17 protein-coding genes, 3 tRNA genes and 1 riboswitch are annotated in these 15,851 nt (G+C 40.0%); of the genes, 15 read left to right on the top strand and 5 right to left on the bottom strand.

The annotated features are described in order from the left end of the window. The first annotated feature begins 49 nt into the window (after positions 1-49). The 6 genes from B5473_RS20355 (at position 50) to B5473_RS20330 (ending at position 2,279) form a co-directional block, all read left to right on the top strand. Positions 50-125: transfer RNA gene (locus B5473_RS20355), tRNA-Asn, on the top strand. 14 nt (positions 126-139) lie between these two features. After that, positions 140-230, top strand: a tRNA-Ser gene (locus B5473_RS20350). A 2-nt stretch (positions 231-232) separates the two neighbouring features. Then, positions 233-304, top strand: a tRNA-Glu gene (locus B5473_RS20345). A 74-nt stretch (positions 305-378) separates the two neighbouring features. Then, the gene (locus B5473_RS20340; protein WP_079528634.1) at positions 379-1,005 is read left to right on the top strand and encodes an NUDIX hydrolase; all 627 of its coding nucleotides are present in this window, start codon (positions 379-381) and stop codon (positions 1,003-1,005) included. Between the two features lie 106 nt (positions 1,006-1,111). Beyond that, the gene (locus tag B5473_RS20335; RefSeq protein ID WP_079528631.1) at positions 1,112-1,870 is read left to right on the top strand and encodes a MerR family transcriptional regulator; all 759 of its coding nucleotides are present in this window, start codon (positions 1,112-1,114) and stop codon (positions 1,868-1,870) included. 64 nt (positions 1,871-1,934) lie between these two features. Beyond that, on the top strand, positions 1,935-2,279 hold the full coding sequence (locus B5473_RS20330) for a TraR/DksA C4-type zinc finger protein (RefSeq protein WP_079528628.1): 345 nt from the start codon (positions 1,935-1,937) through the stop codon (positions 2,277-2,279). 41 nt (positions 2,280-2,320) lie between these two features. Here B5473_RS20330 and B5473_RS20325 read toward each other — a convergent pair whose 3' ends face one another. Continuing rightward, on the bottom strand, positions 2,321-3,238 hold the full coding sequence (locus B5473_RS20325; RefSeq protein WP_079528626.1) for a 1,4-dihydroxy-2-naphthoate polyprenyltransferase: 918 nt from the start codon (positions 3,236-3,238) through the stop codon (positions 2,321-2,323). A 242-nt stretch (positions 3,239-3,480) separates the two neighbouring features. On the opposite strand from B5473_RS20325, the gene B5473_RS20320 reads away from it, so the two are divergent. The 5 genes from B5473_RS20320 (at position 3,481) to B5473_RS20300 (ending at position 9,743) form a co-directional block, all read left to right on the top strand. Next, a complete protein-coding gene (locus B5473_RS20320; protein WP_079528624.1) occupies positions 3,481-4,863 on the top strand; it encodes an isochorismate synthase in 1,383 nt (460 codons plus the stop codon). Next, positions 4,856-6,589, top strand: a complete 1,734-nt coding sequence (gene menD / locus B5473_RS20315; protein ID WP_079528622.1) for a 2-succinyl-5-enolpyruvyl-6-hydroxy-3-cyclohexene-1-carboxylic-acid synthase — start codon at positions 4,856-4,858, stop codon at positions 6,587-6,589. The genes B5473_RS20320 and menD overlap by 8 nt, the downstream gene beginning before the upstream one ends. Continuing rightward, positions 6,571-7,383: a 2-succinyl-6-hydroxy-2,4-cyclohexadiene-1-carboxylate synthase gene (menH, locus tag B5473_RS20310; protein ID WP_079528620.1), complete on the top strand. Its 813-nt coding sequence runs from the start codon at positions 6,571-6,573 to the stop codon at positions 7,381-7,383. The genes menD and menH overlap by 19 nt, the downstream gene beginning before the upstream one ends. Before the next feature lie 21 nt (positions 7,384-7,404). After that, positions 7,405-8,229: a 1,4-dihydroxy-2-naphthoyl-CoA synthase gene (menB, locus tag B5473_RS20305; protein WP_008408141.1), complete on the top strand. Its 825-nt coding sequence runs from the start codon at positions 7,405-7,407 to the stop codon at positions 8,227-8,229. A gap of 77 nt (positions 8,230-8,306) precedes the next feature. After that, positions 8,307-9,743 carry an o-succinylbenzoate--CoA ligase gene (locus tag B5473_RS20300; protein ID WP_079528617.1) on the top strand — a complete coding sequence of 479 codons (1,437 nt, stop codon included), beginning with the start codon at positions 8,307-8,309 and terminating at the stop codon, positions 9,741-9,743. A gap of 53 nt (positions 9,744-9,796) precedes the next feature. Here the strand turns inward: B5473_RS20300 and B5473_RS20295 are convergent, their stop codons facing one another. From B5473_RS20295 to B5473_RS20760, 3 genes are all read right to left on the bottom strand, one after another. Next, positions 9,797-10,780, bottom strand: a complete 984-nt coding sequence (locus tag B5473_RS20295) for a metal ABC transporter solute-binding protein, Zn/Mn family (protein WP_079528615.1) — start codon at positions 10,778-10,780, stop codon at positions 9,797-9,799. Positions 10,781-10,885: 105 nt separating this feature from the next. Next, the gene (gene yidD / locus B5473_RS20290; RefSeq protein ID WP_079528613.1) at positions 10,886-11,119 is read right to left on the bottom strand and encodes a membrane protein insertion efficiency factor YidD; all 234 of its coding nucleotides are present in this window, start codon (positions 11,117-11,119) and stop codon (positions 10,886-10,888) included. Then, positions 11,116-11,274, bottom strand: a complete 159-nt coding sequence (locus B5473_RS20760; RefSeq protein ID WP_176142110.1) for a hypothetical protein — start codon at positions 11,272-11,274, stop codon at positions 11,116-11,118. Before B5473_RS20760 ends, yidD begins: the two co-directional genes overlap by 4 nt. 209 nt (positions 11,275-11,483) lie before the next feature. Between B5473_RS20760 and B5473_RS20285 the strand changes: the two genes are divergently transcribed. From B5473_RS20285 to B5473_RS20270, 4 genes are all read left to right on the top strand, one after another. Further along, a complete protein-coding gene (locus B5473_RS20285; RefSeq protein WP_079528611.1) occupies positions 11,484-11,927 on the top strand; it encodes a Dps family protein in 444 nt (147 codons plus the stop codon). A 126-nt stretch (positions 11,928-12,053) separates the two neighbouring features. Further along, positions 12,054-12,362: a transposase gene (locus B5473_RS20280; RefSeq protein WP_079528608.1), complete on the top strand. Its 309-nt coding sequence runs from the start codon at positions 12,054-12,056 to the stop codon at positions 12,360-12,362. A 66-nt stretch (positions 12,363-12,428) separates the two neighbouring features. Continuing rightward, positions 12,429-12,896 (top strand): NUDIX hydrolase, encoded by a 468-nt coding sequence (locus tag B5473_RS20275; RefSeq protein WP_079528606.1) that lies wholly within the window; start codon positions 12,429-12,431, stop codon positions 12,894-12,896. Further along, on the top strand, positions 12,880-13,659 hold the full coding sequence (locus B5473_RS20270; RefSeq protein WP_079528602.1) for an alpha/beta hydrolase family protein: 780 nt from the start codon (positions 12,880-12,882) through the stop codon (positions 13,657-13,659). The genes B5473_RS20275 and B5473_RS20270 overlap by 17 nt, the downstream gene beginning before the upstream one ends. Positions 13,660-13,735: 76 nt before the next feature. On the opposite strand, the gene pckA is transcribed toward B5473_RS20270, so the two are convergent. Then, positions 13,736-15,322, bottom strand: coding sequence for a phosphoenolpyruvate carboxykinase (ATP) (pckA, locus tag B5473_RS20265; protein ID WP_079528599.1), 1,587 nt, complete (start codon positions 15,320-15,322; stop codon positions 13,736-13,738). Between the two features lie 198 nt (positions 15,323-15,520). Then, positions 15,521-15,636: riboswitch (SAM riboswitch) on the top strand. Positions 15,637-15,851: the final 215 nt, after the last annotated feature.

Genomic DNA, 15,851 nt, shown 5'->3' with positions numbered 1-15,851 from the left:
AAGCGTGAGGTCGATGGTTCGAGTCCATTTAGGCCCACCATAGTATTATTCCGAAGTAGCTCAGTTGGTAGAGCATCCGGCTGTTAACCGGCAGGTCGCAGGTTCGAGTCCTGCCTTCGGAGCCATTTTTTCTATTTTTGGGGACATACTCAAGAGGCTGAAGAGGCGCCCCTGCTAAGGGTGTAGGTCGCGTAAGCGGCGCGAGGGTTCAAATCCCTCTGTCTCCGCCATCGGCCCGTTGGTCAAGTGGTTAAGACACCGCCCTTTCACGGCGGTAACACGGGTTCGAATCCCGTACGGGTCATACATAGAAAAATGAAAAACGCTAAGTACTGTTACATGTACTTAGCGTTTTTTTGTATAAAAGGAGCGGATCTTGTGAATGAACGTTTAAAAGTATTTGATCAATATTATAAGGAAACGGGCATTGAACATCGTGATCTAGTTCATGCAAAAGGTTATTGGCATGAAGTGTTTCATTGCTGGATTATTGAAAAAACAGATTCTGAATGGCGCATTTATCTACAGCTGAGAAGCAAAAATAAAAAGGACTATCCAAACCAATTTGATATTACGGCAGCTGGTCATATACTGGCAACGGAGTCGATTGAGGATGGTGTACGCGAATTAGAGGAAGAAGTAGGGATTAACGTAATGTTTTCGCAATTAACGTCACTTGGAGTCATCCCGTACAGTATAGACAATGAAAAAATAAAGGATTATGAGTTTGCAAATGTATTTGTTTATGAATTAACAGGAGGAATTGAGCAGTTTACTCTTCAACGCGAAGAACTGGATGGTATATACTCTGCAAACTTAAAACAATTTATATTGCTTGCGACACATAAAATAAAGAAAATCGAAGTAACTGGTTATAAATACGAAAATGATATTCGTCATTATGAAGTGAAGCAGATTGGACTAGAACAAATGTCTGCACTGCCTGAAAGTTATTTGCTCGAGTTTATCCGGAGATTGAAAAAGATGTTAATTGAAGCAACCTGAAAACTTAGGTTAGCTTCTTTTTTTATAGAAATAATTAAGAAAATATAATTAACTATTGACCTTCACGTTGCGTCAACCTTTATAGTACTAAATAGGAGGTGATCATGTGCTGATTAACGAACTAGTCAAGCTATCGGGTGTGAGTGCACGCACACTACGTTATTATGATGAAATCGGTTTGCTGAGACCTTCTGCAGTTGCGGAAAATGGCTACCGGCAATATAGCCAAGAGGATATTGACCGGTTACAGCAAATCCTATTTTACCGGGAGCTTGATTTTAAGTTAGAAGAAATAAAAAAATTGCTCGATCATCCTGATTATGAAGTAAAAGAAGCACTAAAAAAACAATCCGAGCTATTACAAAAGAAAAGAAGATATATCGACGACTTACTAATAACGATAGAACAAACAATCCAAACGATGGAAGGGGAACTTAAGATGACAAATGAACAAAAGTTTGAAGTGTTTAAAAATAATTTAATTGAAGAAAACGAAAAGAGCTACGGCCAGGAAATACGTGATAAATACGGTGAAGCTCAAGTGGAAGCGAGCAATAAGAAATTCAGGGATATGACAGAAGAGCAATATAATGCAATGCAGCAATTGGAACACCAACTGTTTGAACGATTAAAAGAAGCGCTTGTGTCCGGAGATGTAACGTCAGATGTTGCAATGGAAGCAGCGGAGCTTCATAAACGCTGGCTAAGCTTCTCATGGGCAAAGTATACCCCAGAAGCACATAGAGGCCTAGCGCAAATGTATGTAAGCGATGAACGGTTTACTGCTTACTATGATGAGCGTGTCGGTCCCGGTGCTACACAATTTTTGCATGATGTAATTGCTGTGTATGCAGCGGATAAATAAGAAAAGATGTTTAGAAATCCTCATATAGGTAATATTTTATTAATGGAAAAAAGGGGGATTTTATATGGATATCAATCAATTACAACAATTGCGCAGCATTTTGGAAGAGGAACTTGCAACATTGCAGGAGCATGTTAATGAAGAACCTCCTTTAGAGGATACAGAAATAACTGCAGTTGATAATCATCCGGCAGATGCAGCAACCGATTTGACGACAATTGTTACAGAAAAAACATTAAGTGAATTGAAGGAAGACGAAATTGAAAGAATTCAAACGGCTTTAAATGCAATGGATGAGGGCACATACGGGGAATGTATCGTATGTGGAAAAGAGATTCCTTTTGAGCGTTTAGAAGCGATTCCGACAGCTTTAACATGTATTGACCATGTAGATGAAGTGACAGAATAGTAAAAGAGGTATGTTGAATGTTCAACATACCTCTGCTAGTTTTAAATGAAATATGAAATTAATAGACCTACAGCCAACAAGAAACCGAAAATCGTGTTTGTTTGGGCTGTATATTTCATTGCAGGCATTACTTCAAGCGGTTTTTCTTTTGCTCGGAATAATTTAATCGCTTCAATCGGTTTCTTCACGCTTAATAATACAAGCAGTGCCCATGGTGTTAAATGGCCAATAACTACAAGAATGATAATCCAAATATACGAAACAATAAAGAAACCAGCAAGTACTGTTACAGCATTATGTCGGCCAACTAAAATGGCCATCGTTTTACGTCCGCCTTCTGTATCACCAACAATATCGCGGATATTATTAGAAAGCATAATTGCCCCCACTAAAATCATACTTGGCACAGAAATAATTACAGCATCAGCTGTTACATCTCCTGTTTGAATAAAGAAGGCAATTAGAACAATCCCCATCCCCATTACTGCCCCTGAAACTAGCTCCCCGAACGGTGAATAAGCAATTGGATACGGTCCTCCAGTATACAAATAACCGATCAGCATACATACAAGACCGACAGCAACAAGCCACCAGGATGTCATGGCACATATGTAAACGCCTAATAGCATTGCGATACCGTAAAAGCTTAGCGCAATAGCCATAATTGTTTTTGGTGCTACACCATGTCGGACGATTGTGCCACCAATACCGACTGAGTTTTCATTATCCAGGCCTAGTTTATAATCATAATATTCATTGAACATATTAGTTGCTGCCTGTATTAGCATACTGGCAATAAGCATTGCAAAAAATAGTCCGAAATGAATTGTTTCATGATTTATTGAAAGTGCCATAGACGTACCTAATAATACAGGTACAAATGAAGCTGTTAATGTGTGTGGACGTGTTAAATGCCACCAAACTTTAAATCCCTTGTCCGCTTCAACGACTTTTGTCATAAAAAAACGCTCCTAACTAAATACAATTATCTAAACTATTGTAATGCAAATAAAACAAATTGAACAGAGTGAAGGGACAATACATGTAACGTTTGCTCGAAAAATGTTATGATAGGAAGGTATTATTTACTGCGCGAACGCAAAAAAAATGAGCAAATTATATAAAAATTCAGGCACGTATTAAAATAACGCTATACTTGCATCATACTTAGTGAATTTGCAACATGACGGAGGGAATTTTCATGCAACACAAGTGGTACAACGCCACTGAAATAGAAGTAGGCTCAAATTCAAAGCAGATTTTTTATATGGAAACAATCGAAGTAAGCCGATTATCCGCATTGGCATTTTTTGCGGCGGGCGAATCGAAGTATAAAGGAAAACGCAACTACTGGCAAAATCGTGAAAAAACCTTCACATTGGTTGGTTTAGGACATGCCTATATAATCGAAAACAATGCGTCTGACGCCCGTTTCGATTTAGTGGAACGTGAATGGAAAAAACTGACGAGTCAAATCATACAGGAAGATCAGCATCTGCAGCCGATTCTTTTCGGCGGCTTTACTTTTGATCCGCAAAATGAAGTTTCGGCAGAATGGACAAACTTCCCGCAAAGCTACTTTACTGTCGCGACGCATCAGTTAGTTATTCGCAATGATAAAGCTTATGTAACAATTAACTATATTACGGATGAGGAAAACAGCGCGAAAACGTTTGAAGCACTTCGTAAAGAACGTGATGAACTCATTCATGCAACACAGGTGAAGGAAGTTAAAACTTATCCGAAACCGACGATGACCAGCTATATGGAACCGTATAAGCAGGAATATTTGAATTCCATCAATAAGGTGACAAGCCTGATCAAAGCAAACGAAGCGCAAAAGGTTGTCATTGCACGATCTTTAGCATTGCAATTTGAGGAAACGATTACATCTCCGCAAATTTTGTCTCATGTCGTACATGAGCAGCCGGAGAGCTATTTGTTTGGCTTGGAGCATGGTGATTTACTGTTTTACGGTGCATCACCGGAACGTTTAGTAAAAGTAGACAACGGGCGTGCCTATTCTTCATGTGTAGCAGGCTCGATTAAGCGCGGTACAACTGCTGAAGCCGACGAGGAATTAGGAAAAACGTTGCTAAGCGATCTGAAAAACCTTGGTGAGCATCATTATGTTGTTGAGATGATTACCGATACATTTAACAAGAATTGTACGGAAGTAAAAGTCCCTCATGGACCGAAGCTATTAAAAATCCGAGATATTCAGCATTTATATACACCTGTTGAAGGACAGTTGAATGAAGATGCAACGATTTTGCAGCTCGTGAAACATTTGCATCCAACACCAGCTTTAGGCGGTGTTCCGCGTGAACAGGCAATGGAAATAATCCGGACATACGAACCGATGAACCGAGGGCTTTATGCGGCACCAATCGGCTGGCTTGATGCCGATGGAAACGGCGAGTTTGCAGTAGCAATTCGTTCGGCTGCATTAGTACAGGATAAAGCGTATTTATATGCAGGCGGAGGCATTGTCGAAGATTCGGAAGCACAATCGGAATATGAAGAGACGCTTGTGAAATTCCGTCCAATGCTTCGAGCTTTAGGAGGCCAATTACATGAATGATCGTGAAGTATTATCCAATTATGTTTATACAATTGTATCAGCGTTAGTAACATCTGGTGTAGAACAGGTTGTCATAAGTCCCGGCTCCCGCTCTACACCGCTTGCCTATGCATTTGCCTCAACGAAGGAAATCGAAATGCATCGTCAAGTCGATGAACGGGCCGCAGCCTTTTATGCGCTAGGCTTAGCTAAATCGACTGCAAAACCAGTCGTACTCGTATGTACATCGGGAACAGCAGCGGCCAATTACTATCCGGCCATTGTCGAAGCAAAATATGCACGAGTGCCGCTAATCGTTTTAACAGCAGACCGTCCGCATGAATTGCGCGAAGTAGGAGCACCTCAGACGATCAATCAAGTACGTTTATACGGTGAAAATGTGAAGTGGTCCGCAGAATTTCCGATTCCGGATGAGGCTCCGCAAACGCTTCCATTTATCGAACGCCATACAGTGCGTGCGGTAAATATTGCCACGACAGCACCGTTTGGACCGGTCCATTTAAATATTCCGTTCCGTGAACCGTTAATCATTGATTTTGCGGAAACATTGCCGGTTTCAAGCTATATTAAAAGCTATACAAATGAGCTTCAGCCTGCCAAGCAAGCGATGGCTGAACTGACTGAAATCATCGAAAAAACAACGACTGGAATTCTGATCATAGGAGAATTGCCGCTAGGAACGAACACGGAATATTTATGGGATTTTATTCGTGAAGTGAAATGGCCGGTAATGATTGAAAGCTTATCGAACTTGCGTACAGAAATACCGGAAGATTGCCAAATATATGCGATTACTACATATGATGCATTGATGAAAAATGAGCGCTTTAAACGGAATGTTCGACCACAAACGGTCATTCGTTTCGGGGCACAGCCTGTTTCTAAATTTTTAATGCAGTTTATCGTACAGTCAAACCCGCAAAGCTATATTGTCATCGATGAAGATCCGATGTATAGAGATTCTACTCATATGTCGACACATTTCATTCATGCCTTACCAGGAGAATGGCTGTCGGATGTGAAATTAGCGCATTCTCAAGCAGAAATGGCATACGTTCAATTTTGGAAAATGGCAGATTTACTTGCAGCTGATGTTATTGAAAAGTACAGTCAATTTGCCGATGACGAAGGGGCAATGGTACAGGCATTCCTTACAAGTATTGAGGAAGACGCCGACATTTATGTGAGCAGCAGTATGCCGATTCGTGATATTGATACGTTTTTACTTACACAAAATCGTCCTGTTCAAATTTTCGCAAACCGTGGAGCGAACGGGATTGATGGGGTAACATCTACAGCACTTGGCTTCAGTAATGGCCGTAAGAACCGCAAAACGTATTTATTGATTGGGGATTTAGCATTTTTGCATGATGCCAATGCATTTGTTGCAAGTCGTTATCAGCAATGTGATTTAACGGTAATTGTCATGAATAATGACGGCGGCGGCATTTTCTCTTATTTACCGCAATCGAAGGTAAAGGAGCATTATGAAGATCTTTTTGGTACACCGACTGCATTGACATTCGAACAAATGGCCAAAATGTATGAGTTGGATTACGTAAAAGCAACATCATTGGAACAATTTACGACTGCATTGTCTGCGGATAAAGAAACATCGATTAAACTAATCGAAGCTTTCACAGATCGGGAAGAGAATGTGAAGCAGCACCGTCAGCTATGGGCGCGGATTCATGAGGTGATGGAACAATGGCTCGATTCACTGTAAAAGGGTTGGATGTGCATATTGAACAGCGGAATGAACACGCAACTCAAACGATTGTATTTCTCCACGGTTTTACAGGGAGCACAAATACTTGGAAAAAAATCGATTCGCAACTGCCGTCAAACATCCGGTGTATTGCTGTTGATTTAATCGGACACGGTAAAACAGCAGCACCGACTAATATTGAGTTCTACTCGATGGCATTTCAAGTGGAATTGCTGCATGAACTGTTTCATCAATTACAGCTTGATACTTTCTCGCTGGTAGGCTATTCGATGGGAGGACGTGTGGCACTGAGCTATGCGGCTCGTTACCCGTCTGGAATCGAGCATTTGATTCTGGAAAGTGCTTCTCCCGGTCTAATGGATGAAGAGCAGCGTACTATACGAAAACAGGCGGATGATACACTCGCGGAAAAGATACTTGCAAATGGGATTGAGTCATTCGTAAACAAGTGGGAAAATATCCCGCTGTTTGCTTCTCAAAAAAGTCTACCTGCAGAAGTAAAGCAGGAAATTCGATCAGAGCGCATACAGCAAAGGGAGATTGGTCTTGCAAACAGTCTGCGCGGTATGGGGACAGGTGTAATGCCGGAACTTTGGGGCAAGCTTAATACATTAACAATGCCTGTGACACTGGTTACCGGAAAGCTTGACGAAAAATTCATTCAATTAAACAATGAAATGCAAGAACGTATCGAAAAAGCAAATCATCTTATAATTCCAGCAGTTGGCCACGCAATTCATGTGGAAAATCCGACAAAGTTTGCTACAATAGTAAAGGAAACGATTTCATAACCGAATTAGGAGGCAATAAATATGACAAAGCAACGTCTATGGACATCTTTACATACTTACGAAGATATTAAGTATGAATACTATAACGGAATCGCAAAAATTACGATTAACCGTCCAGAAGTTCGCAACGCTTTCCGCCCAAAAACAACAGCGGAAATGATCGATGCTTTCACACGTGCTCGTGATGATGAGCGTGTTGGCGTAATTATTTTAACAGGTGAGGGAGAGCATGCATTCTGCTCAGGCGGCGACCAAAAAGTACGCGGTCATGGCGGCTATGTAGGCGATGACCAGATTCCTCGCTTAAACGTTTTAGATTTACAAACGTTAATCCGTAAAATTCCTAAACCGGTTGTAGCGATGGTAGCAGGTTATGCAATCGGCGGCGGCCACGTACTACACGTAGTATGTGACTTAACAATCGCTGCAGAAAATGCACGTTTCGGTCAAACAGGACCTAAAGTCGGTTCGTTCGATGCTGGTTACGGTTCAGGTTACTTAGCACGTATCGTAGGACACAAAAAAGCTCGTGAAATCTGGTACTTATGCCGTCAGTACGATGCGCAGCAAGCACTTGAAATGGGCTTAGTAAATACAGTTGTACCATATGAGCAGTTAGAAGATGAAACAGTAAAATGGTGTGAAGAGATGCTGGAAATGTCTCCAACAGCATTACGTTTCTTAAAAGCTGCAATGAACGCAGATACAGACGGTTTAGCTGGTATCCAACAGCTTGCTGGTGATGCGACACTTCTTTACTACACAACTGATGAAGCTAAAGAAGGCCGCGATGCATTCAAAGAGAAACGTAAACCAGACTTCGGTCAATTCCCACGTTTCCCTTGATTTGTTCGTTATAATATTCAAAAGGGATGTCCGAAAACTTTGGACATCCCTTTTCTTTACGATAGGAGGAAAAAGGGATGCAGCCAAACTGGATAAAGCAACGAGCCTATTTAACACCGAATCGGGTTGCACTGAGCTTTCATGATGAGCAATGGACGTTTAAAGAGCTTTATTTAAAGTCTGTCAGCTTAGCATATAAATTAAATTCACTTCGTTTAACGAATGGAAAACGGGTAGCTATTTTAGCACCGTCTACACCGCCTTTAATCGAACTGCTTTATGCATGTATGCAGGCACAGTGTGAGATGGTGCTGTTAAATGGAAGACTTGCTAAGCAGGAACTTGCGTATCAAGTTGAAGATGCAGAAGTTGATGCGATATTAGTAGCCGATGAAGAGCTTGCCAAACTTCCTGATGATGCACGTATCATTCCATTTTCCAAGCTTTATGAGACAGCTGAGTCGGAATATGAGATTGCAGCACAGTGGGAAGAGGATTTTGCACTGACAATCATGTATACATCCGGAACAACAGGGTTTCCGAAAGGCGTTTGCCAAACGGTTTCAAACCATAGTTCCAGCGCAATCAGCTCAGCATTGAACTTAGGCATTTCAGAGAAGGATACATGGCTTTGTACTGTCCCGATTTTTCATATAAGTGGTTTTTCGATTGTCGTCCGTTCATTGCTATATGGGATGAAAATACGTTTATATGAAAAATTCGATGCCAAAAAGTGTGCTCAGGAAATTATGGAAGGTACTGTTACGAAAATGTCGGTCGTTTCGGTCATCCTTGAAAACATACTTTCCGAAATGGAGCAGGCTGGTCAAAAAGCGCATCCGCATTTTACTACCGCTTTAGCAGGTGGCGGCCCAGTACCGGTCGATTATTTAAAACGTGCGGAAAAACTGGATTTACGTGTTGCCCAAACTTATGGTATGACTGAAACATCTTCACAAACCGCGACATTGGCAAACGAAGATGCCATGACGCATATCGGATCTGCCGGCAAGCCGCTATTTTTCAATGAAATTAAAATTGATGCAAAAGACGGGGAGTCCATAGGTGAAATTTTAATCCGCGGACCTCATGTAACACCGAAATATATCGGCCGCTTTAATGACAAACCAACGACCATCAATGGCTGGCTTCATACAGGAGATGTCGGTTATTTAGATGAACAAGGGTATTTATACGTCGTCGATCGACGCAGTGACTTAATTATTTCAGGGGGAGAAAATATTTATCCAGCCGAAATTGAAAACATACTCCTCGGACATCCGAATATAAAAGAGGCGGGTGTATGCGGAATCGAGCATGACAAATGGGGACAAGTACCTGTAGCCTTTATTGTTGCAAAAAAACAGATGACAGAACAAGAAATCACCGACTTCTGCACACATCACTTAGCAAATTATAAAGTCCCGAAACAAGTTCACTTCGTCAGCCATTTACCTCGTAGCGGCTCCAATAAGCTTTTACGAAGAAAGTTGATGCAACTGTTGGAAGAGTGATACAGAGATAAAAAAGGTCCAAGCATAAATTTGAATGCTTGGACCTTTTGTTATTAATTGCTTAAAGCTTGTTTAAGGACATCCATATTTTTACGCATTAATGTAAAGTAGTCTTCATTGTTTTGGATATCTTCTTTTGTTAAAACACTTAAATTATGCAATGTTAATGTTTCTGCATTTACTTCTTTTGATATTATTTCCGTTAACTTTGAAGAAACATTTTGCTCGAAGAAAATATATTGGATATCTTCTTTATTTGCTAAATCAACAATTGCCGTTAATTCCTTTTGCGAAGGTTCACTTTGCGAGTTAAGACCAGCTACAGGAACTTGGTTGAAGCCGTAATGTCCCGCAATATAGCCGAATGCTGCATGCGATACAAAGAAAGTTCTCTTTGTCGCAGCGGCAGCCATTTCTTCAAATTCTGAATGCAATGTTGCAAGTTCGGATACTAATTGTTCGTAATTTGAATTGAATATTGCTTCGTGTTCCGGTAGTGCCGCGACTAGTTCATCTTTAATCGTTAAAGCCAACTGCTGTGAAATGACCGGTGATAGCCATACATGGGCATCATGTTCTTCGTGTGCATGCTCTTCTCCATGATCATCTCCATCGTCATCATGTTCAGCATGTGTATGTCCTGTTGAAATATGAAGCTGATCTTCCGTTACATTAGCAGCTGTAGGAACTAATTTTACATCTTCATTTGCCAAAGTTTTTTGCGCATTTTCAACAAAGCCTTCTAATCCAAGACCGACATAGAAAAATAAATCCGCATCTGCTAATGCCATCATATCTTTTTGGGTCGGTTCAAATGAATGTTCATTTGCACCCGCTGGATAAATAGAAGAAACATCAACAAACTCTCCACCAATTTGTTCTGTGAAATACTGCAATGGATAAACAGTTGTATAAACAGAAAGGGCATCTTCGTTTTGCTTCGATTCGCGTGTATCTTTTTTAGTATCTTCTGCGTTACAAGCTGCTAATACTAAAATGAGTGTAAACATCGAAATGATTGAAAACCATTTTTTCATTATAAATAAATCTCCTTAAATAGTAATAATTACGATTTGTATTTTTGAACATTTTCAATCATACAGGATTCATTAAAAAAACACAATAAAAAAAGGCTTCGAAAATTATTTTTTTTTCGAAGGCCATTTTTCAGGTACTGGATCAAATCCTCCTGGATGAAGCGGCTGGCATTTTAGTATACGAATAACGGTCATGATCGATCCTTTAATTGCACCATGTTTTTGAATTGCTTCAATTCCATAGTGTGAGCAAGTCGGATGGAATCGGCAAGAAGGTGGCGTCATGGGCGAAATATATTTTTGGTAAAGACGAATTAATCCGATAAATAGTTTATTCATTGCTGTTTTTGCTCTCCATTTTTATAAGTCCGAATTGGTTTGTCATCTCCGGTTTGTTTTAATGATACGCTGTTTTTCCGGGCAAGTAAAATAATAGAGAATGCGAATATCCCCATAATCGTCACGATAATAATCAATACAATAGGTAAGCTCATCTTTTTCACCTCTCGTTTCCTTCCATATTACAGGAAAAAATTGAGGAGAGTGTGAAGAATGGTTGAACTAAATGTTTTAAGAAGCGCGAGAACGGATATAATACAAGCAATGATACATTTCTAAAAATAATAGAAATAGTAAGCTGATTTTATATCAGGATTAAAATTTCGCTAAGAAGTTTTAAATATAATTTATGAGGTGAAGGACAATGGCAAAGAAACAATTAAACACACAATTAAATGATTTAGTAGCAACATGGTCGGTAATGTACACGAAGTTACATAACTATCACTGGTATGTAAACGGACCGTCATTCTTTACACTACACGTTAAATTTGAAGAGCTTTACAATGAAGTAACATTGAATTTAGATGAAATTGCAGAACGTATTTTAACGAAGGGCGGCAAGCCTGTTGCAACATTAAAAGAACATTTAGAGCTATCTCTAATTGAAGAGGCTTCAGGAAAGGAAGAAACTGAGGAAATGGTTTCTACATTAATCAACGACTTCAATACAATTATGGAAGCTTTAAATAAGGCAATGGAAACAGCTTCAGAAGAAGGCGATGATCGTACAGAGGATTTACTGAACGCTCAATTCCAAAGCCTTGAGAAACATACATGGATGTTAAATGCTTATTTAGGCAAATAATATCGGATAAACGACTCCAATTGCGGGGTCGTTTTTTCGTTCGCTGGGATACGGAATGACTGATCGATATACTTCCAATGTATAAACGAGATTATTGAAGTCCACCTTAACTATGAGGTGAGAATAATGGAAAAAAATAATGTTTATGTATCCGTTGCCAATTTAACATGCAATTTGCATCCTGGATCATCGTATGAATTTGTATTGAAAATGGAACCTATAAAAGCGCGTGTATTTATGAAACTGTTCAATCAGATGCAGGAGCTGGAGGCATCAAATGCATTCCGTGCCCATATGCCGTTTATTCCATATCATTTGGACAGATTAAATCATGAGATCGATCACCGACTAAAAAAAGTCTATGCCCTCATTCATGAATTCGGTGACGAGGAAGCGAAGAAATTCGTCGAGCAACTGCCGTACTTTACTCGGTAATTAGGCGATTTGATTGAACGGGAGACATCTGTTCGTTACACTATATAGTAGGAGTTGAGCGAAAAGATGTTTACATTTATCGATGAAAATAATTTAAAAGTAGATTTAAGATTTGATGAAGGTCCTTTCGAAGTTGAACCGAAGCATGTATTGGCACTCGTACAATATAAAGGCAAATGGTTATGCACGATTCATTATCGTCGTGGCGTTGAGTTTCCAGGCGGCAAGCAGGAACCCGGCGAGACACTATACGAAGCGGCTATCCGTGAAGTATATGAAGAAGCAAATGTGGTCATAGAAGATGTAAAATGGTTCGCCTACTATATTGTGCATGATGAGGTTCCCTTTTGCAAAGCGGTCTTTACTGCCAAGGTAAAGGACATTGAACCTTTTACAGGAGATCATGAAACAGAAGGCATGTTATGGCTGACAGAAGAAGAGCTCTGGCAGCAGCCAAAATTAAGTTTCTATATGCGGGATGCAGGAATGAAAAAGATGTTGCAGGAAGTGAAAAATCATGAACGACAATGGTAAGATTTTTTCGATACGCAATTACCCATCACCAAATCCTCATATCCGATTAGATGAAATTACGTATTGGTCACAAGGACTGCGTGTAAAAGGATTATTGGCACGTCCTAAAGCCCCTGGTACATATGAAGCGCTTTTATATTTGCGTGGGGGACTCCAATCAATCGGAATGGTCAGACCTGCACGCATTGCACAATTTGCGATGCAAGGCTTCGTTGTATTCGCCCCGTATTACCGTGGAAATCGCGGGGGAGAAGGTAAGGATGAATTTGCCGGCGATGACCGTTATGATGCGGTTAATGGCATAGAAGTATTGAAACAATTTTTTCAAGCGGACAAAGTGAATTTATATGGTTTTTCCCGCGGCGGGTTAATGGTATTGTGGACAGCGATTTTACGTGATGATATTAAATCGCTCGTAACATGGGCAGGTGTATCGGATGCGACAGCGACATATTGGGAACGTGTTGATATGCGGCGCGGCTTAAAAAGAATTGTTGGCGGTACTCCAAATAAAGTACCGGAAAACTATGATGACCGTACACCTTTATTTGAAATCGAAAAACTTCAAACCCCCGTACTTATTATTCATGGTACAGAAGATCAGCATGTTGATATAGAGCATGCTTATAAATTGGAGCAGTACTTAAAAAAGGAAGGGAAATCTGTTGAGACATGGTACTCATCTGGACTAAAGCATCACTATCCTCCTAACCTTAACCGTGACACTGTGAAAGGTTTATGTGATTGGATGAAACGCCAATAAACACACAAAAAAAACAGCATTTTTCTACTAGAGAAAAATGCTGTTTTTATTTGAATAAACATAGCTGATTAGTAAATTATACTAATGGGCCGCCTTTTTGAACGATTTCTTCATCAACATTTTCGAATTTCTTGAAGTTGTTTTTGAACAGTTCAGCAAGTTCAGAAGCTTTTTTGTCATATGCAGCTTTGTCTGCCCATGCATCACGAGGGTTTAATACGTTAGTTGGTACACCTTCAATTTCTACCGGGATGTTTAATCCGAATACAGTATCTTTTGTAGTGTCGACGCTATTTAATTTCCCTTCGATTGCAGCACGAACCATTTTGCGTGTATATGAAAGCTTCATACGGCTACCTACACCGTATTCGCCACCAGTCCAACCAGTGTTTACTAGGAATACTTGTGAACCGTGCTCATCAATTTTCTTACCTAATTGCTCTGCATAAACTGTTGCAGCAAGAGGTAGGAATGGAGAACCGAAGCATGTAGAGAATACTGGTTCTGGCTCTGTTACACCACGTTCTGTACCGGCAAGTTTAGAAGTGAAGCCGCTTAGGAAGTGATACATTGCCTGCTCTTTAGTCAATTTAGAGATAGGAGGTAATACACCAAATGCATCGGCTGTTAAGAAGACGATTGTATTTGGATGACCTGCTACTGATGGTAAGACAATATTATCGATAAAGTCGATTGGGTAAGCGACACGTGTGTTTTCAGTTAAAGAACCGTCTGCATAGTCGCATTCACGTGATTCAGGGTCTACCGCAACGTTTTCCAAAACTGAACCAAAGCGGATCGCATTGTAAATTTCCGGCTCATTTTCAGCAGATAGGTTGATTGTTTTTGCGTAGCAACCACCTTCAATGTTGAATACACCGTTGTCAGACCAGCCATGCTCGTCATCACCGATTAATTTACGGTCTTTGTCAGCTGATAACGTAGTTTTCCCTGTACCAGATAAACCGAAGAATAATGCTACATCGCCTTCTTCGCCAACGTTAGCAGAGCAGTGCATCGGGAAGATATCTTGTTCAGGTAATAAGTAGTTCATAATACCGAAGATTGACTTCTTCATTTCACCCGCGTACTCAGTTCCGCCGATTAAGATGATTTTCTTTTCGATAGATGTTATAATGAATGTTTCCGATCCAGTACCGTCTACTTCCGGATCTGCTTTGAAGTTTGGCGCAGATACGATTGTAAACTCGGCAACGTGTTTAGCCAATTCGTCTGCTGTTGGGCGGATGAATAATTGATGACAGAATAGATTATGCCAAGCATATTCGTTAATTACTTTAATAGATAATTGAGACTCTTTGTCTGCACCAGCAAAACCGTTGAATACATATAACTCGTCACGTTCTTTTAAGTAATTTAAAACTTTTACATAAAGTTTATCAAATACTTCTGCTGAGATCGGACGGTTTACTTTACCCCAATCGATTTTGTCTTTTGAAATTTCTTCTTCTACTATATATTTATCTTTAGGAGAGCGGCCAGTATATTTGCCTGTTTCAGCACGTAATGCGCCTTCAACAGTTAGCGTTGCTTCTCCGCGTGATGTCGCTTTTTCAATTAATTGTGGAACAGATAATTGAGTTTTGATGTTTTCCCCGTTTAAAAGTTCTTTCAGCTCGTTAGCAATTTCTACCGAATTCATCTATTAAATACCATCCTTTTTTATAGTATTCCCTTATAGAGGGGAGTTGATTCCTAATTCAAAAATAGTATAACACATTAAGTGAAATAATCTATACTAATTGCAAATTATTTTTTCGTAAATTTTAGCGGATCGAAAAAAGTCAAAATTTGTTGACAGTACTTGTTTTTTTGCGTAAGATGTTTAATTGAACGGATACTCTTATCCCGAGCTGGTGGAGGGGCAGGCCCTATGAAACCCGGCAACCTGCGTATATTTTATACGTGTTGGTGCCAACCTGATGCAAGGGCAAAATTTCCCTTGAACGATAAGAGTGAAAGGTAACGAAACGTAATATCCTTTCCTCACGTGTGATGAACACGGCTATGAGAGAAAGGATTTTTTTTATTTTGTTTTACAATTTCGTACTGAGCGAAAATTATATAGTTACAGCCTTTCAGACCCTCGTGTTAAAGCAAATATAGCTTGACGTTAAAAAGGTGAGTACACATAAGCGTATTTGCTGCAATATAACGGACATGGGTAATGA

The organism is Solibacillus isronensis, assembly GCF_900168685.1.
Lineage (GTDB): Bacteria > Bacillota > Bacilli > Bacillales_A > Planococcaceae > Solibacillus > Solibacillus isronensis_A.
The sequence above is the reverse complement of the archived record's forward strand: the minus strand, read 5'-3'. Positions and strand labels throughout refer to the sequence as shown.